The 16,691-nt window shown below is 66.4% G+C and carries 16 protein-coding genes; 9 read left to right on the top strand and 7 right to left on the bottom strand.

Annotated elements, in window-relative coordinates:
• Positions 1 to 9 precede the first annotated feature (9 nt).
• Positions 10 to 327 carry a cell division protein ZapA gene (locus tag N0B28_RS25135; protein WP_043863404.1) on the bottom strand — a complete coding sequence of 106 codons (318 nt, stop codon included), beginning with the start codon at positions 325 to 327 and terminating at the stop codon, positions 10 to 12.
• On the bottom strand, positions 324 to 533 hold the full coding sequence (locus tag N0B28_RS25130) for a TIGR02449 family protein (protein ID WP_043863405.1): 210 nt from the start codon (positions 531 to 533) through the stop codon (positions 324 to 326). The genes N0B28_RS25135 and N0B28_RS25130 overlap by 4 nt, the downstream gene beginning before the upstream one ends.
• Positions 534 to 686: 153 nt before the next feature.
• Here N0B28_RS25130 and N0B28_RS25125 point away from each other — a divergent pair, with 153 nt between their 5' ends.
• The 9 genes from N0B28_RS25125 (at position 687) to gcvP (ending at position 12,496) form a co-directional block, all read left to right on the top strand.
• On the top strand, positions 687 to 1,241 hold the full coding sequence (locus N0B28_RS25125) for a YecA family protein (RefSeq protein ID WP_043863406.1): 555 nt from the start codon (positions 687 to 689) through the stop codon (positions 1,239 to 1,241).
• Positions 1,242 to 1,267: 26 nt separating this feature from the next.
• A complete protein-coding gene (gene pepP, locus N0B28_RS25120; protein WP_043863469.1) occupies positions 1,268 to 2,602 on the top strand; it encodes a Xaa-Pro aminopeptidase in 1,335 nt (444 codons plus the stop codon).
• A complete protein-coding gene (gene ubiH, locus N0B28_RS25115) occupies positions 2,599 to 3,795 on the top strand; it encodes a 2-octaprenyl-6-methoxyphenyl hydroxylase (protein ID WP_043863407.1) in 1,197 nt (398 codons plus the stop codon). The genes pepP and ubiH overlap by 4 nt, the downstream gene beginning before the upstream one ends.
• A 36-nt stretch (positions 3,796 to 3,831) precedes the next feature.
• Positions 3,832 to 5,049 (top strand): 2-octaprenyl-3-methyl-6-methoxy-1,4-benzoquinol hydroxylase, encoded by a 1,218-nt coding sequence (locus N0B28_RS25110; RefSeq protein ID WP_167400227.1) that lies wholly within the window; start codon positions 3,832 to 3,834, stop codon positions 5,047 to 5,049.
• A gap of 105 nt (positions 5,050 to 5,154) precedes the next feature.
• A complete protein-coding gene (locus N0B28_RS25105) occupies positions 5,155 to 6,156 on the top strand; it encodes an extracellular solute-binding protein (protein WP_043863409.1) in 1,002 nt (333 codons plus the stop codon).
• Positions 6,157 to 6,286: 130 nt separating this feature from the next.
• Entirely contained in the window at positions 6,287 to 7,909 is a 1,623-nt protein-coding gene (locus N0B28_RS25100) for an iron ABC transporter permease (protein ID WP_058541753.1), read from the top strand.
• 118 nt (positions 7,910 to 8,027) lie between these two features.
• Positions 8,028 to 9,110: a glycine cleavage system aminomethyltransferase GcvT gene (gene gcvT, locus N0B28_RS25095; RefSeq protein ID WP_058541754.1), complete on the top strand. Its 1,083-nt coding sequence runs from the start codon at positions 8,028 to 8,030 to the stop codon at positions 9,108 to 9,110.
• Positions 9,111 to 9,155: 45 nt separating this feature from the next.
• Entirely contained in the window at positions 9,156 to 9,539 is a 384-nt protein-coding gene (gcvH, locus tag N0B28_RS25090) for a glycine cleavage system protein GcvH (RefSeq protein WP_275729466.1), read from the top strand.
• An 83-nt stretch (positions 9,540 to 9,622) separates the two neighbouring features.
• On the top strand, positions 9,623 to 12,496 hold the full coding sequence (gene gcvP, locus N0B28_RS25085) for an aminomethyl-transferring glycine dehydrogenase (RefSeq protein WP_196932020.1): 2,874 nt from the start codon (positions 9,623 to 9,625) through the stop codon (positions 12,494 to 12,496).
• Positions 12,497 to 12,558: 62 nt separating this feature from the next.
• Here gcvP and N0B28_RS25080 read toward each other — a convergent pair whose 3' ends face one another.
• The 5 genes from N0B28_RS25080 to N0B28_RS25060 all read right to left on the bottom strand — a co-directional run bounded on the left by N0B28_RS25080 (position 12,559) and on the right by N0B28_RS25060 (position 16,574).
• Complete coding sequence (locus tag N0B28_RS25080; RefSeq protein WP_043863414.1) at positions 12,559 to 12,873, bottom strand: DUF2388 domain-containing protein; 315 nt, start codon at positions 12,871 to 12,873, stop codon at positions 12,559 to 12,561.
• A 71-nt stretch (positions 12,874 to 12,944) separates the two neighbouring features.
• Entirely contained in the window at positions 12,945 to 13,394 is a 450-nt protein-coding gene (locus tag N0B28_RS25075) for an NfeD family protein (protein WP_054915507.1), read from the bottom strand.
• 2 nt (positions 13,395 to 13,396) lie between these two features.
• Complete coding sequence (locus N0B28_RS25070; RefSeq protein ID WP_043863416.1) at positions 13,397 to 14,317, bottom strand: SPFH domain-containing protein; 921 nt, start codon at positions 14,315 to 14,317, stop codon at positions 13,397 to 13,399.
• Positions 14,318 to 14,400: 83 nt separating this feature from the next.
• Entirely contained in the window at positions 14,401 to 16,143 is a 1,743-nt protein-coding gene (locus tag N0B28_RS25065) for a GspE/PulE family protein (protein ID WP_275729462.1), read from the bottom strand.
• Positions 16,144 to 16,232: 89 nt separating this feature from the next.
• Positions 16,233 to 16,574, bottom strand: a complete 342-nt coding sequence (locus N0B28_RS25060; protein ID WP_275729460.1) for a hypothetical protein — start codon at positions 16,572 to 16,574, stop codon at positions 16,233 to 16,235.
• Positions 16,575 to 16,691: the final 117 nt, after the last annotated feature.

The following is a 16,691-nucleotide window of genomic DNA, read 5'->3' as shown; positions in this document are numbered from 1 at the left end:
ACCCGAAACTCAGGCCGGTTTTGAACCCGCGTCGTCGGCCAATGCCTGATCGACACGTTCGAGCAGGTCGCGCACCTGTTCACGGGTGGCACCGCCGGTGGGCGCCTGCGGGCGCTCCTGATTGTGCAGCAGGTCGTGGGTGATGTTCAGCGCCGCCATCACCGCGATACGGTCGGCGCCGATCACCTTGCCGCTGCTGCGGATCTCGCGCATCTTGCTGTCCAGGTAGCGCGCTGCGCTGACCAGGTTGCTGCGCTCTTCCGGCGGGCAGATGATCGAATACTCCTTGTCGAGGATCTGAACGGTGACGCTATTGCTTGAACTCATGAGTCTTGCTCCAGGGCCTTGAGCCGCGAAATCATCGATTCGACCTTACGCCGGGCGATCTCGTTTTTTTCGATGAGGTGGGCGCGCTCCTCGCGCCAGGATTTTTCCTGAGCTAATAGGAGTGCATTTTGCCGCTTTAGTTGCTCGACACGTTCGATCAACAGCTCGAATCGGCCCATCAGCGCTTGCAGGTCGTTCTCTGGCATGACGTGCCACTCGCTTTTGTCAGACGGGTCTTACCCGCTCATTAAGTTCCGGGATGCCCCGAATTGGCGGCGTCGATGGTCTTGGCGCGCCTGCCGGTGCTAGGATACAAGGCCTTCATTCTAGTCATTGCGCCGTCTGGCGCCTAGCTGCCCATGCCCATTACGAATTCGCCATACACCGCTTTTGCCACCTTGCTCACCAGCAACGGTCACCCTGTTTCGCCTGCTGAGCTTCACGGCTTGTTGCTGGGGCGCAGCTGCGCCGGCGCCGGCTTCGATGCCGACGGCTGGTTGGCCGATGCGGCCCACCTGCTGGAAGTCGATCCTGTAGACAATGTTCGTAACGCTTTGATCGGCCTGCAGGAGATGGTCAAGGGCGAACTCACCGGTGAAGAAGTCACCGTCGTGCTGTTGCTGCCCACCGACGATGCCCCGCTGACCGAGCGTGCCATCGCCCTGGGCGAGTGGTGCAAAGGCTTCCTGTACGGCTTCGGCCTCAACTCGGCAGGCCTGAGCCTGAGTGCCGAAGCCAAGGAAGTGCTGGGTGACCTGGATGCCATTTCCCAGGTCCAGGATGCACTGGAAGAATCCGAAGACGGCGAAAGCGACTATATGGAAGTGATGGAGTACCTGCGCGTCGCTCCGATGCTGCTGTTCTCCGAGCTGGCCAAGCCACAGGCGCCTGCGCCCAAGCCTTCCTTGCACTAAATGCCGAACAGGGGTTCCTCGTGCCAATAGCCCATATCCCCAAAGCGGAGTATGCCCGTCGTCGCAAGGCGCTGATGGCGCAGATGGAACCCAACAGCATCGCCATCCTGCCCGCGGCCGCGGTGGCCATTCGCAACCGCGACGTGGAGCATGTGTACCGCCAGGACAGCGACTTCCAGTACCTCAGCGGCTTCCCGGAGCCCGAGGCGGTGATAGCGCTGATCCCCGGCCGCGAGCACGGTGAGTACGTGCTGTTCTGCCGCGAGCGCAACCCCGAGCGCGAGCTGTGGGACGGCCTGCGCGCTGGCCAGGAAGGCGCGATACGCGAATACGGCGCGGACGATGCGTTCCCCATCACCGACATCGACGACATCCTGCCGGGCCTGATCGAAGGCCGCGACCGGGTGTACTCGGCCATGGGCAGCCACCCCGAATTCGACCGCCACCTGATGGAGTGGATCAACGTGATCCGCTCCAAGGCCAACCTCGGCGCCCAGCCACCGAACGAGTTCGTTGCGCTGGATCATCTGCTGCACGACATGCGCCTGTATAAATCGGCCACGGAAGTGAAGGTGATGCGCGAGGCCGCGGCGATTTCGGCACGCGCCCATGTGCGGGCCATGCAGGCCTGCCGCGCCGGGTTGCACGAATACAGCCTGGAGGCCGAGCTGGACTACGAGTTCCGCAAGGGCGGGGCGAAGATGCCGGCCTACGGCTCGATCGTGGCATCGGGTCGCAACGCCTGCATCCTGCATTACCAGCAGAACGACGCCCTGCTCAAGGACGGCGACCTGGTCCTGATCGACGCCGGGTGCGAGATCGACTGCTACGCCAGCGACATCACCCGCACCTTCCCGGTCAGCGGGCGCTTCTCGCCGGAGCAGAAAGCGATCTACGAGCTGGTGCTCAAGGCCCAGGCTGCAGCCTTTGCCGCGATTGCACCGGGCAAGCACTGGAACCATGCCCACGAGGCCACCGTGCAGGTGATCACCGAAGGGCTGGTGGAGCTGGGGCTGCTCAAGGGCGACGTGCCGGCGCTGATCGAGGCCGAGGCCCATCGCGCCTTCTACATGCACCGCGCCGGTCACTGGCTGGGGCTGGATGTGCACGACGTCGGCGAGTACAAGGTCGCCGACCAGTGGCGCGTGCTGGAGCCGGGCATGGCCCTGACGGTGGAGCCGGGCATCTACATTGCTGCCGACAACCAGAGCGTCGCGAAGAAGTGGCGCGGTATCGGCGTACGAATCGAGGACGACGTAGTGGTGACCAAGCAGGGCTGTGAAATCCTGACCTCCGGCGTACCGCGCACGGTGGCCGAAATCGAAGCATTGATGGCGGCTGCACGCAGCCACGCCGCATGAGCCGGGTCAACCTTGCCATCATCGGTGGCGGCCTGGTCGGTGCCAGCCTGGCGCTGGCCCTGCAGGCCGGGGCCAGGGCGCGTGGCTGGAAGATCCTGCTGATCGAGCCGTTCGCCCCCGGCGACAGCTTCCAGCCCAGTTACGACGCACGGTCCTCGGCGCTTTCCTACGGCACCCGGCAGATCTACGAGCGTCTGGGCCTGTGGCAGCCGATCAGCCGCCGCGCCGAACCGATCCGCCAGATCCAGGTGTCCGACCGTGGCCGCTTTGGCGCCACCCGCCTGGACGCCCTGGAAGAAGGCGTGCCGGCACTCGGCTACGTGGTCGAGAACGCCTGGCTCGGCCAGTGCCTGTGGCAGGGGCTGGATGCCGAGGTGGTGACTTGGCGCTGCCCGGCGCAGGTCAGCGCGATGCAGCCGCTGGCCGACGGCTACCGCCTGACACTGGATGACGACACCACGGTGGACTGCGACCTGGCGGTACTGGCCGACGGCGGGCGTTCCGGGCTGCGCGAGCAGTTGGGCATCCACGTCAGCCAGCGTCCGTACAACCAGAGTGCGCTGATCGCCAACATCACCCCGAGCGAGGCCCATTGCGGGCAGGCGTTCGAACGCTTCACCGATGACGGCCCGATGGCCTTGCTGCCGCTGCCGGAAAACCGCTGCGCGCTGGTCTGGACCCGTGCCGGAATGGATGCCAGACGGCTGGCCGAGATAGACGAGCGAGCCTTCCTGGCCGAGCTGCAAGGCGTGTTCGGCTACCGTCTGGGCACCTTGCGCCAGGTGGGCGCGCGTCACCTCTACCCGCTGTCGCTGGTAGAGGCCCAGGAGCAGGTGCGCTCGCACCTGGTGGTGCTGGGCAACGCCGCGCACAGCCTGCATCCGATTGCCGGGCAGGGTTTCAACCTGTCGCTGCGCGACGTGCAGTCGCTGGCCGACGGTCTGCTGGCCGGGCCTGAAGTACCGGGCGACCTGGCGACCCTGCAGGCCTACCGCGAGCGCCAGCGCCTGGACCAGGACATGACCGTGGGCTTCTCCGACAAGGTCACGCGGTTGTTCGGCAGCGGCCAGCCGTTGCTCGCCACCGGGCGCAACCTGGGCCTGCTGGGCCTGGACCTGCTGCCCCCGGCCAAGCGCTGGTTCGCCCGCCAGGCCATGGGCCTGGGTACACGCCCGGACCAGCCTGGCCAATGACCCCTTCTTCTCTTTATCGGGCTTGAAAGCATGGAAATGCGCGCAGATCTGTTGATTGTCGGTGCCGGAATGGTCGGTAGCGCCCTGGCCCTGGCCTTGCAGCACAGTGGCCTGGACATCCTGCTGCTCGACGGCAGCCCCCTGACGGTCAAGCCGTTCGATGCACAGGCGCCCTTCGAGCCGCGAGTCAGCGCGCTGTCGATGGCCAGCCAGCGCATCCTCGAGCGCGTGGGCGCCTGGCAGCACATCCGCGAGCGGCGCCTGAGCCCGTATTCGGACATGCACGTGTGGGACGGCAGCGGCACCGGGCAGATCCACTTTTCGGCCGCCAGCGTGCACGCCGAGGTGCTCGGCCACATCGTCGAGAACCGCGTGGTGCAGGACGGTCTGCTGCAGCGCCTGCACGACAGCGAGATCGGCCTGCTGGCCAACGCCCGCCTGGAGCAGATGCGCCGCAGTGGCGACGACTGGCTGCTGACCCTGGCCGATGGCCGCACCCTGCGCGCGCCGCTGGTGATTGCGGCTGACGGCGCCAACTCGGCGGTGCGCCGCCTGACCGGCTGCCAAACCCGTGAGTGGGACTACCTGCACCACGCCATCGTGACCAGCGTACGCTGTGCCGAGCCGCACCAGGCCACGGCCTGGCAGCGCTTCACCGATGACGGCCCGCTGGCGTTTCTGCCACTGCTGCGCGACGGCCAGCAGCACTGGTGCTCCATCGTGTGGTCGACCACGCCTGCGCAGGCCGAGCGCCTCATGGCCCTGCCGGACGAAGCCTTCTGCGCCGAGCTGGAGCGGGCCTTCGAGGGCCGCCTGGGCACGGTGCTGGCGGCCGACCCACGGCTGTGCGTACCGCTGCGCCAGCGCCATGCCAAGCGCTACGTGGCCGAGGGCCTGGCGTTGATCGGCGATGCGGCACATACCATTCACCCGCTGGCCGGGCAGGGCGTGAACCTTGGCTTTCTGGACGCGGCGGTGCTGGCCGAAGTGCTGCAGCATGCCCATGAGCGCGGCGAGCGCCTGGCCGACGTGCGCGTGCTGAGCCGCTACGAACGACGGCGCATGCCGCACAACCTGGCCTTGATGGCCGCAATGGAGGGCTTCGAGCGCCTGTTCCAGGCCGACCCGCTGCCGCTGCGCTGGCTGCGCAACAGTGGCCTGAAGTGGGTAGAGCAACTGCCGGAGGCCAAGGCGCTGTTCGTGCGCCAGGCGCTGGGGCTGAGCGGCGACCTGCCGGAGCTGGCACGGGCCTGAGGCGGCACCGCAACATCTGGTAACTCCTCCCTTGGCAGTTCGGTTGAGAAGGCAAATGGCATTCACTACCATTTGCGCCTCTCCCGCATTCCGAGGACCGCCTTCATGTTGCCACGCAAGCATCTACTCGCCGCCCTGGCGCTCACCCTGCTGGGCGGTACCGCACAGGCGGCGGACGAGGTGGTGGTGTATTCCTCGCGCATCGACGAGCTGATCAAGCCGGTATTCGATGCCTACACCAAGGAAACCGGGGTCAAGGTCAAGTTCATCACCGACAAGGAAGCGCCGTTGATGCAGCGCATCAAGGCCGAGGGCAGCAACGCCACCGCCGACCTGCTGCTGACCGTGGATGCCGGCAACCTCTGGCAGGCCGAGCAGATGGGTATCCTGCAGCCGATCAAGTCGGCCGTGATCGACGCCAACATTCCCCCGCAGTATCGCGCTTCGTCCCATGACTGGACCGGCCTGAGCCTGCGCGCGCGGACCATTGCTTACGCCACCGACCGGGTCAAGCCCGAGGAGCTGAGCACCTACGAGGCGCTGGCCGGCAAGGAATGGGAAGGGCGCTTGTGCCTGCGTACCGCCAAGAAGGTCTACAACCAGTCGCTGACCGCGACCCTGATCGAAACCCACGGCGCCGAGAAGACCGAAGAGATCCTCAAGGGCTGGGTGAACAACCTGTCCACCGACGTGTTCTCGGATGACGTGGCAGTGCTCAAGGCCATCGAGGCCGGGCAGTGCGACGTGGGCATCGTCAATACCTACTACTATGGCCGCCTGCACAAGGAGCAGCCGCAGCTGCCGATCAAGCTGTTCTGGCCCAACCAGGCCGACCGTGGCGTGCACGTCAACCTGTCGGGCATCGGCTTGACCCGGCACGCGCCGCACAAGGAGGCCGCGATCAAGCTTGTGGAGTGGATGACCGGGCCGCAGGCGCAGAAGATCTTCGCCGATGTGAACCAGGAGTTCCCGGCCAACCCCAAGGTCGAACCTTCGGCAGAAGTGGCGGCGTGGGGCAAGTTCAAGGCCGACAGCCTGCCGGTGGAAGTGGCGGGCAAGCGTCAGGCTGAAGCGATTCGCCTGATGGATCGGGCTGGCTGGAACTGAGCGCAAGACCTTATCCTTGCGGGGCCCTCCAGGGCCCCTTCGCCGGCAATGCCGGCTCCTACAGGTAATGCGCGACCCCTGTAGGAGCCGGCGTTGCCGGCGAATCTCACATTCGCTAGAGATCTCCCCCTTGGCCCACCCCGCCCAACGCCGCTGGTACCCCCTGGTCTTCACCGTCTGCGCGCTGGTGCTGCTGCCGCTGAGCGTGCTGGTGCTGTCGTGGCAGAGCATCGACCTGCAGATCTGGTCGCACCTGCTCGACACCCAGATGAGCCGCCTGTTGGGCAACACCCTGACCTTGATCCTCGGCGTGGGCGTCGGCGTCACCGTGCTGGGCGTGAGCCTGGCCTGGCTCACCAGCCTGTGCGAATTCCCCGGCCGACGCTGGCTCGACTGGGCATTGATGCTGCCCTTCGCCATCCCCGCCTATGTGCTGGCGTTCGTCTTCGTCGGTTTGCTGGACTTCTCCGGCCCGGTGCAAACCCTGCTGCGCGAATGGTTCGGCCCCATGCGCCTGCCGCGCGTGCGCTCCACCGGCGGGGTGATCATCGTGCTGGTGCTGGTGTTCTACCCCTATGTCTACCTGCTGGCACGTACCGCCTTCCTGGCCCAGGGCAAGGGCCTGATGGAAGCGGCGCGGGTGCTCGGGCAATCGCCGCTGCAAGCCTTCTGGCGCGTGGCCCTGCCCATGGCGCGGCCGGCGATCGGCGCGGGCGTGGCGCTGGCGCTGATGGAAACCCTGGCCGACTTCGGCGCGGTGGCCGTGTTCAACTTCGACACCTTCACCACCGCCATCTACAAGACCTGGTACGGCTTCTTCAGCCTCTCCAGCGCCGCCCAGCTCGCCAGCCTGTTGCTGCTGGCCGTCATGCTGGTGCTGTACGGCGAGCGCCGGGCCCGCGGTGCGGTACGCAGCAGCAACGAGCGGCCCCGGGTGGCGGCGCTGTACCACCTGCGCGGGGTCAAGGCGCTGGCTGCCAGCAGCTGGTGCCTGCTGGTGTTTGCCTGCGCGTTCGTTATCCCGGTGCTGCAGTTGCTGGTGTGGTTCTGGCAGCGCGGGCGTTTCGACCTCGACGAGCGCTATGGCGCGCTCATCCTGCATACCCTGTACCTGGGCGCCATGGCTGCGCTGATCACCGTGGCGGTGGCACTGCTGCTGGCGTTTGCCCGACGCCAGGCCCCCACTCGCGTGGTGCGCGCCGGGGTCAGCCTGGCCAACCTGGGCTACGCCTTGCCCGGCTCGGTATTGGCGGTGTCGATCATGCTGGCCTTCAGTTACCTCGACAACCAGCTGGTGGTGCCGCTTTCGAGCTGGCTTGGCGGTGCCGGCCGGCCGCTGCTGATGGGCAGCCTGGCGGCACTGCTGCTGGCCTATCTGGTGCGCTTCATCGCCGTGGCCTACGGCCCCTTGGAAAACAGCCTGGGGCGCATCCGACCCTCGCTGCCGGAGGCCTCGCGCAGCCTCGGGGTCAGCGGCCCGCGATTGTTTTTCAAGGTGTATCTCCCGCTGCTGGTGCCGGGTGCGCTGAGCGCGGCGCTGCTGGTGTTCGTCGATGTGCTCAAGGAGATGCCCGCCACCCTGCTGATGCGCCCGTTCGGTTGGGACACCCTGGCGGTGCGGGTATTCGAGATGACCAGCGAGGGCGAGTGGTCGCGTGCCTCGCTGCCGGCGTTGACGCTGGTGCTGGTGGGGCTGCTGCCGGTCATCGGTTTGATAAGGCGTTCGGCGCGTCACCCGGGTCAGAGTCACTGAGGGTGTAAGGCTGCGCCCTTGCGGCTACAATGCGCGGCATTCGCTGCGGCCGATCAGCACCGGGTAGCTGAAACGCTGCCCTCAGCCGCAGCCTCGCCACGCCCGGAAGGAGAAACCCATGGGACAGCGTACGCCTCTTTATGACCTGCACCTGGCGCTTGGCGCCAAGATGGTCGATTTTGGCGGTTGGGACATGCCCCTGCATTACGGCTCGCAAGTCGAGGAGCACCACCAGGTGCGCCGCGACTGCGGGGTCTTCGATGTCTCGCACCTCACCGTGATCGATGTGCACGGCGCCCAGGCCACGCCCTGGCTGCGCTGGTTGCTGGCCAACGATGTGGCCAGCCCGAATGCCCACGGCAAGGCCCTGTACAGCACCCTGCTCAACGAACAGGGCGGTGTGATCGATGACCTGCTGGTCTACCGCACCGACGACGGCTACCGCCTGGTGGCCAACGCCGCCACCCGCGACAAGGACCTGGCCTGGCTGCAGGCCCATATCGGCGACTACGACGTGCAGGTGCGCGAGCGTCCCGAACTGTCGATCTTCGCTGTGCAGGGCCCGCATGCGCGGGACAAGTTGGCCGAACTGGTGAGCAGTGACCGTGCGGCGCTGATTCGTGAACTGGCCCCCTTCGAAGGCCGCAGCAGTCGCGACTGGTTCATCTCGCGTACCGGCTACACCGGCGAAGACGGCCTGGAGATCACCCTGCCGGCAGAGCAGGCCCCGGCGTTCTTCAACGACCTGGTCGGCGCCGGTATTGCCCCCAGCGGGCTGGGCGCGCGCGATACCTTGCGCCTGGAAGCGGGCATGACGCTGTACGGACAGGACATCGACGAGGCACACTCGCCACTGACCTCCAACCTGGCCCACAACATCGCCCTGGAACCGGCCGACCGCGACTTCATCGGACGCCGTGCGCTGGAGGCCGAACAGGCCGCAGGCGTGCAGCTGAAACTGGTCGGCCTGGTGCTCGAGGAACGCGGTGTGCTGCGTGCGCATCAGGTGGTGCGAATCGCACAGATTGGCGAAGGGGAGATCACCAGTGGTAGTTTCTCTCCTACGCTGAGCAAGGCGATTGCCCTGGCCCGCGTGCCGGTGGCTACCGCCGACCGCGCCGAGGTGGAAATTCGCGGCAAGTGGTACCCGGTACGGGTGGTCAAGCCGACCTTCGTGCGCCAGGGCAAGATCCTGATCTGAATTCATTCCGGCGGGCCGACCGCTGACCTGTTGAGGAAAGACACTATGAGCAATATCCCCGCCGACCTGCATTTTGCCGAGAGCCACGAGTGGGCCAGGCTGGAAGCCGACGGTACCGTCACCGTGGGCATCAGCGACCACGCCCAGGAGGCTCTGGGCGACGTGGTATTCGTCGAACTGGCCGAGGTCGGCAAGGTGTTCGCGGCCAAGGACGCCGCCGGTGTGGTGGAGTCGGTGAAAGCCGCTTCGGATATCTACGCGCCGGTCAGCGGCGAAGTGATCGCGGTCAACGAAGACCTCAGCGACAGCCCTGAGAACCTGAACAACGATCCTTACGCCAGCTGGATCTTCAAGCTCAAGCCGTCCAACCCGGCAGAGCTGGAGCAGTTGCTGGACGCTGCCGGCTACAAGGCCGCCATCGGCGAGTAGTTTTTCCCGCACGAACGGCAATCCCTTCCTAGACTCAATAAGCCTCGACCCCTCGAGGCTTGGTCTTGGAAGAGAGAGCCGCTATGTCCCAGTCGCCGTCCCTGAGCCAACTGCACGATCCCAACCCGTTCCTGCGTCGTCATCTTGGCCCGGATGCGGCCGAGCAGCAGGCGATGTTGCAGGCCCTGGGCCTGAGCAGTCGCAGTGAACTGATCGAGCAGACCGTCCCGCCGGGCATTCGCCTGAACCGCCCGCTGGAACTGCCCCCGGCGCTTGATGAACAGGCCGCCCTGGCAAAACTGCGCGGTTACGCCGAGCAGAACCAGGTGTGGACCAGCCTGATCGGCATGGGGTACCACGCTACCCTGACGCCCACGGTGATCCTGCGCAACGTGCTGGAGAACCCCGGCTGGTACACCGCCTATACGCCGTATCAGCCGGAGATCGCCCAGGGTCGCCTGGAGGCGCTGCTCAATTACCAGCAGATGGTCATCGACCTGACCGGGCTGGACCTGGCCAATGCCTCGCTGCTCGACGAAGCGACGGCCGCTGCCGAAGCCATGGCTCTGGCACGGCGCATGGCCAAGTCGCGCAGCAATGCGTTCTTCGTCGATGAACATTGCCACCCGCAGACCCTGTCCGTATTGCAGACCCGCGCCGAGGGCTTCGGCTTCGAGCTGATCGTCGATGGGCTGGACAACCTGGACAAGCACCGGGTGTTCGGCGCGCTGCTGCAATACCCCAACACCCACGGCGGGGTGCACGACCTGCGCCCGGCCATCGAGCAGCTGCATGCCCAGCAGGCGCTGGCCTGCGTCGCCGCCGACCTGCTGAGCCTGGTGCTGTTGACCCCGCCGGGCGAGCAGGGCGCCGACGTGGTGCTCGGCTCGACCCAGCGCTTTGGCGTGCCCATGGGCTACGGGGGCCCGCACGCGGCCTACTTTGCCTGCCGCGACGACTTCAAGCGCGCCATGCCAGGGCGCATCATCGGCGTTTCCAAGGACGCGCGCGGCAACCTGGCGCTGCGCATGGCCCTGCAGACCCGCGAACAGCACATCCGCCGCGAGAAGGCCAACTCCAACATCTGCACCGCGCAGGTGCTGCTGGCCAACATCGCCGGGTTCTATGCCGTGTACCACGGGCCCGAAGGGCTCAGGCGCATCGCCCAGCGGGTGCACCGGCTCACGGTGATCCTGGCTGCCGGCCTGCAAGCCAAGGGGCTCAAGCGCTTGAACGAGCACTTCTTTGACACCCTGACCCTGGACGTCGGCGGCAGCCAGACCGCGATCATCCAGAGCGCCGAGGCCGCGCAGATCAACCTGCGCATCCTGGGCCGCGGGCACCTGGGCGTAAGCCTGGATGAAACCTGCGACGAGGCCACGGTGCTGCGCCTGTTCGGCATCTTTCTGGGCGCCGACCATGGGCTGAGCGTGGCCGAGCTGGATGCCCAGGCGCAGCACAGCGGCATCCCCGACGCCTTGCAGCGCCAGTCGGCGTTTCTGACGCACCCGGTGTTCAACCTGCACCACAGCGAAACCGAGATGCTGCGTTACCTCAAGCAGCTGGAGAACAAGGATCTGGCCCTCAACCAGTCGATGATCCCGCTGGGCTCGTGCACCATGAAGCTCAACGCCAGCAGCGAGATGATCCCCATCACCTGGCCGGCCTTCGCCAACCTGCACCCGTTCGCGCCGCTCACCCAGGCCCAGGGCTATACCGCGATGATCGACGAGCTGGAGCGCTGGCTGTGCGCGATCACCGGTTTCGATGCCATCTGCATGCAACCCAACTCCGGTGCCCAGGGTGAATACGCGGGGCTGCTGGCGATCAGCAAGTACCACCGCAGCCGCCAGCAGGGTCAGCGCGATATCTGCCTGATCCCGGCCTCGGCGCACGGCACCAACCCGGCGTCTGCGCAGATGGCCGGCATGCAGGTGGTGATCGTGGAATGCGATGTGGCGGGCAACGTCGACCTGGTCGACCTCAAGGCCAAGGCCCAGGCGGCGGGTGAGCGCCTGGCCTGCCTGATGGCCACCTACCCGTCGACCCACGGCGTGTACGAGGAAGGCATCAGTGAGATCTGCGAAGTTATCCACAGCCACGGTGGCCAGGTGTACATGGATGGCGCCAACCTCAATGCCCAGGTCGGGTTGGCGCGGCCGGCGGACATCGGTGCCGATGTATCGCACATGAACCTGCACAAGACCTTCTGCATTCCCCATGGCGGTGGCGGGCCGGGCATGGGCCCGATCGGCGTGCGTGCACACCTGGCACCGTTCGTGGCCAGCCATCCGGTGGTGCCGGTGCCCGGCCCCGACCCGCAGAACACTGCGGTCAGTGCGGCGCCCTGGGGCAGTGCGAGCATCCTGCCGATCAGCTGGATGTACATCGCCATGATGGGGCCGCAACTGGCCGATGCCAGCGAGGTGGCGATCCTGTCGGCCAACTATCTGGCCCAGCAGTTGGGCGGGGCGTTCCCGGTGCTGTACCGCGGGCGCAATGGGCGGGTGGCGCATGAGTGCATCCTCGACCTGCGGCCCTTGAAGGCGCTGACCGCAATCACCGAAGAGGATGTGGCCAAGCGCCTGATGGACTACGGGTTCCATGCGCCGACCATGTCGTTCCCGGTGCCGGGCACCTTGATGGTGGAGCCGACCGAGAGCGAGTCCAAGGCCGAGCTGGACCGCTTCGTGGAGGCGATGCTGAAGATTCGGGCCGAGATTGCAGAGGTGCAGAACGGCAACTGGCCAGCCGAGGACAACCCGCTCAAGCGGGCGCCGCATACCTTGGCGGATGTGCTGGGGGTGTGGGAACGACCTTACTCGATCGAGCAGGGTGTTGCGCCGAGCCACCATGCGCGGCTGCACAAGTACTGGCCGGCGGTGAACCGGGTGGACAACGTGTACGGGGACCGCAACCTGTTCTGTGCGTGTGTGCCGGTGGAGGATTATCGCTGAGGCCAGGGCCTCGTGGCCGACAAGGCTGGCTCCTGTAGGAGCCGGCATTGCCGGCGAGGTGATTACTCGGTCACGGCATTCTGCGCCAGGATCGCATTGGCCAGCTCCATGTCGCTGACCTGCAGCCCTGGCTGCTCGGCACGCACACGCTGCATGGCAGCCTCAAGATACGGCCCGCTGATCTGGCCGTTGCTGGCCACATAGCTGCTGGCATCTTCCTGCGCCGCCACCACCAGCTTGTGGTCCTTGAAGGTCAGGTAGGTGGAGCCGGTGGTGGCACCGGACGAAATCACATCACGCCAGAAGCCATCTGCCATCGCCGAGCCAACCGGCAGCGACAACAAGGCAAGGGTGGCAACCGCAAGTTTGACGCGCATGGGGCTTACTCCAGTGTGGGGGCTATTATGGTGCGTTGGATCGTGATTTCCCCAGGCAAGTTCCCCAGGGCCTACGGTGCGGGGCCAACCTGCAGTATCGCGCCGTCCTGCGACAGCACTTGCACCGGGGTGCCCACTGGCAGGTCCGGCCCGCGGACCATCCACACCCCGTCGCCGACCTTGATCTTGCCGCGACCGCCCACGATGGCCTCCTGCACCACGAAGGTCCGGCCGATCAGTTCCTGGCCGCGCATGTTCAGCCCCGGCGCATCGCTGGGGCTGGCATTGCTGCGCTGACGGTGCCACCAGAACACTGCGGTGAATACCGACAGCAGGCCGAACAGCAGGAACTGCAAGGTCCACGGCAGCTGCGGGACGACGAAGGTGATCACGCCCACGCCCGCCGCCGCCACCCCGATCCACAGCAGGTAGCCGCCGGCGCCGAACACCTCCAGGATCAGCAGCAGCGTACCGAGCGCCAGCCAGTCCCAGAACGACAGGTGTTGCAGGTAGTCCCACATGCTCAGCCCTTCTTGCCGTCGAAGGTGGCCCGCACGATTTCGCCGATGCCGCCGACGGCGCCGATCACCTGGCTGGCCTCCAGCGGCATCAGCACCACCTTGCTGTTGTTGGCCGAGGCCAGCTTGCCCAGCGCATCGACGTATTTCTGCGCCACGAAGTAGTTGATGGCCTGCACGTTGCCGTTGGCGATGGCCTCGGACACCACCTGGGTGGCGCGGGCTTCGGCTTCGGCCTGGCGCTCGCGGGCCTCCGACTCCAGGAATGCCGCCTGACGCTCACCCTCGGCCTCGAGGATCTGCGCCTGTTTCTTGCCTTCGGCGGTGAGGATGGCTGCCGCCCGCAGGCCCTCGGCTTCGAGGATCTGCGCACGCTTGACCCGCTCGGCCTTCATCTGCCCGGACATGGCGGCCATCAGGTCGGCCGGCGGGCTGATGTCCTTGATCTCGATACGGGTGATCTTGATGCCCCACGGTGCGGTGGCTTCATCCACGGTGCGCAGCAGGCGCTCGTTGATGGCGTCGCGCTGGCTGAGCATGGCGTCCAGTTCCATGGAGCCGAGCACGGTACGGATGTTGGTCTGCAGCAGGTTGCGGGTGGCGTGCTCGAGGTTGTTGACCTCGTAGGCGGCCTGCGCCGTGTTGACCACCTGGAAGAAGCACACCGCATCGATCTGCACGGTGGCGTTGTCGGCGGTGATGACTTCCTGCGGCGGGATGTCCAGCACGCTTTCCATCATGTTGATCTTGCGCCCGATGCGGTCCATCACCGGCACGATGATGTTGAGGCCCGGCTTGAGGGTGGTGGTGTAGCGGCCAAAGCGTTCCACGGTCCACTGGAAACCCTGCGGCACCACCTTGAACCCCATGAACACCAGCGCCAGGGCCAGGCCCACGAACAACAGCATTACCATTCCGATTTGCATGACGTTTCCTTGGTCAGCAGGACTGAAAGTGCGCAAGCTTGGCATGTGGTCAGCTGTGCAGGCCAGCGCCGGATCATTTCATTTCATGCAGTAACGCGAATCACTTCTGTCAGTGTAGTCAGCCCTGCGGCGACTTTTTGCGCGCCGCTCGTGCGCAGGCTGCCCAGCCCCTCGGCCCGGGCCTGGCGGCGCAGGTTTGCCAGGTCGACGTCGCCCGACAGCTGCTCGCGCAGGCGTGGGCTCACAGGCAGCAGCTCGAACAGGCCGGTGCGGCCCCGGTAGCCGGTGTACCGGCAATCGCGGCAGCCTTCAGCCTGGCAGGTAGCGGTGGGCAGCGGCGCCTGCGGGTCGAGTTCGCGCCAGTGCGCCATGTCGAGCGGCTGCGCCACCTTGCACGCCGGGCACAGCGTGCGCACCAGGCGCTGGGCCAGCACGCCGACCAGCGTGGCACGGATCAGGTACGGCGCGATGCCCAGTTCCAGCAGGCGCCCGACGGCGCCGCAGGCATCGTTGGTGTGCAGGGTCGAGAGCACCAGGTGGCCGGTGAGCGCGGCCTGGATCGCCACCTGCGCGGTGTCGGCATCGCGGATCTCGCCGATCATGATGATGTCCGGGTCCTGGCGCAGCAGCGCACGCACACCGTTGGCAAAGCCCAGGTCGATGCCGGGCTGCACCTGCATCTGGTTGAAGGCCGGCTCGAGCTGTTCGATCGGGTCTTCGAGGGTGCACAGGTTGACCTGTGGCGTGGCCAGTTGCTTGAGGGTGGCGTACAGGGTGCTGGTCTTGCCCGAGCCGGTCGGCCCGGTCACCAGGATGATGCCGTGGGGCTGGCGCAGCATCGCCTGCCAGTGCTGCAGCGCCTTGCCGTCCAGGCCCAGCTGGGTGAAGTCCTGGTGCAGCAGGTGCGGGTCGAAGATACGCAGTACCAGTTTCTCGCCGAACGCGGTGGGCAGGGTGGCCAGGCGCAGCTCGACCTCGGCGCCGGCGGCCGAGCGGGCCTTGATGCGGCCATCCTGCGGGCGGCGCTTTTCCGCGACGTTCATGCGCCCCAGGCTCTTGAGCCGGCTGACCACCGCCAGGGTCACTGCCGGCGGGAACTGGTAGGCCGGGTGCAGCAGGCCGTCGATGCGCAGGCGCAGGTGGCCCTGGTCGCGGCGCGGCTCGATGTGGATATCGCTGGCGCGCTGCTCGAAGGCGTACTGCAACAGCCAGTCGACGATGCCGACGATGTGCGTCTCGTTGGCATCGACGTCGCCTGCGCTGTTGCCCAGGTCAAGCAGTGCCTCGAGGCTGGCGCCTTCGGGCCCGGGCACGGCCTGCTGGCTGGCACCACTGACCGAGTGGGCCAGGCGAAACACCGCCTGGCTCAGCTCACGGATCTGCACCGGGCTGGCCAGCACCCGCTGCACCCTGCGTTGCAGCACCTGCCCAAGGTCGCGCTCCCAGCTGCGTACGTAGGGCTGGGCGCTGGCGACGGTCACCGTGTGGGCATCCACCGCGATGGCCAGAATCTGGTGACGCCGCGCGAATGCGGCCGACATCAGCCCGCCGAGGCTGGCTGCCTGCAGTGCCAGGGGGTCGATGCGCACATGGCGCTGGCCGGCCTGGCGGCCCAGCCATTCGCCCAGGGCATCGAGGTCCAGGGTATGGCCGGGGCGTTGCAGGTCGTTCAGGCCGCGTCGGGCGATGCGCTCCAGCGGATGTGTGGGTTCATTGGCAGCCTGCGGCCAGGGGCGGGCACAGGCGGGGCTGATGCGTTGCTGGGCGAGCAGTTCGGCGAGCAGGGTGTCGAGGTCGAGCCAGCGATCGGGCGGCGTGGCAGGCATGGGGCTTCCTTGCGAAGGTCGGGCGGCCAGCCAAGGCTAGCTGCCAGCGGACCACAGGGCCTGTCGCAAGGGTTGCCGGATTTTTCTGTTCAGCGTGCCTGCTGCAACGGCATGCGCGGGGCCGCCAGAGGCTCGACGCTGACCTGGGCGACACAGATCAGGTTGCGCATTTTCTGTGCAATCAGTTCGGCGCGGTGCCAGCTCAGGCCGGCCACGCCGATCTCCAGGTTCAACAGGTCGTCCTGCTGCTGCATCTGTACCTGGTGCGGGGTGAGGAACTGCAGGGCAAACAGGTTGAGCACGCGGCACAGGCTGTCCGGCTCGGCTTCCACCTGCAGGCTGTAGCGCACGCTGCTGTGCGCCGCATTGGCGGCCCAGACATCGCTGCGCAGCGGGGTGACGGGGCTGTCCAGCCGTTCGTGGGCGTTCATGGGAAATCTCCGGTTTCGATGGAGGAATTTTTACATCTTCAACCGGGTATTTTTTCTCTATGATCGAGCGATCTGCGTAATCTGCGCATTGTTCGATTCATTAATGGCGCCTTGAGG

It is taken from the genome of Pseudomonas sp. SD17-1, from assembly GCF_029201585.1.
In the GTDB taxonomy this organism is placed as follows: domain Bacteria; phylum Pseudomonadota; class Gammaproteobacteria; order Pseudomonadales; family Pseudomonadaceae; genus Aquipseudomonas; species Aquipseudomonas palmensis.
The sequence above is the reverse complement of the archived record's forward strand: the minus strand, read 5'-3'. Positions and strand labels throughout refer to the sequence as shown.

Bases quoted from the DNA above. Each gene is read 5' to 3' on its own strand.
- N0B28_RS25060 (WP_275729460.1), bottom strand. From the start codon at position 16,574: ATGAACGCCCACGAACGGCTGGACAGCCCCGTCACCCCGCTGCGCAGC.
- gcvT (WP_058541754.1), top strand. From the start codon at position 8,028: ATGGGACAGCGTACGCCTCTTTATGACCTGCACCTGGCGCTTGGCGCC.
- N0B28_RS25105 (WP_043863409.1), top strand. From the start codon at position 5,155: ATGTTGCCACGCAAGCATCTACTCGCCGCCCTGGCGCTCACCCTGCTG.
- gcvH (WP_275729466.1), top strand. From the start codon at position 9,156: ATGAGCAATATCCCCGCCGACCTGCATTTTGCCGAGAGCCACGAGTGG.
- N0B28_RS25080 (WP_043863414.1), bottom strand. From the start codon at position 12,873: ATGCGCGTCAAACTTGCGGTTGCCACCCTTGCCTTGTTGTCGCTGCCG.
- N0B28_RS25130 (WP_043863405.1), bottom strand. From the start codon at position 533: ATGCCAGAGAACGACCTGCAAGCGCTGATGGGCCGATTCGAGCTGTTG.
- N0B28_RS25070 (WP_043863416.1), bottom strand. From the start codon at position 14,317: ATGCAAATCGGAATGGTAATGCTGTTGTTCGTGGGCCTGGCCCTGGCG.
- ubiH (WP_043863407.1), top strand. From the start codon at position 2,599: ATGAGCCGGGTCAACCTTGCCATCATCGGTGGCGGCCTGGTCGGTGCC.
- N0B28_RS25110 (WP_167400227.1), top strand. From the start codon at position 3,832: ATGCGCGCAGATCTGTTGATTGTCGGTGCCGGAATGGTCGGTAGCGCC.
- N0B28_RS25135 (WP_043863404.1), bottom strand. From the start codon at position 327: ATGAGTTCAAGCAATAGCGTCACCGTTCAGATCCTCGACAAGGAGTAT.
- N0B28_RS25125 (WP_043863406.1), top strand. From the start codon at position 687: ATGCCCATTACGAATTCGCCATACACCGCTTTTGCCACCTTGCTCACC.
- N0B28_RS25075 (WP_054915507.1), bottom strand. From the start codon at position 13,394: ATGTGGGACTACCTGCAACACCTGTCGTTCTGGGACTGGCTGGCGCTC.
- N0B28_RS25065 (WP_275729462.1), bottom strand. From the start codon at position 16,143: ATGCCTGCCACGCCGCCCGATCGCTGGCTCGACCTCGACACCCTGCTC.
- gcvP (WP_196932020.1), top strand. From the start codon at position 9,623: ATGTCCCAGTCGCCGTCCCTGAGCCAACTGCACGATCCCAACCCGTTC.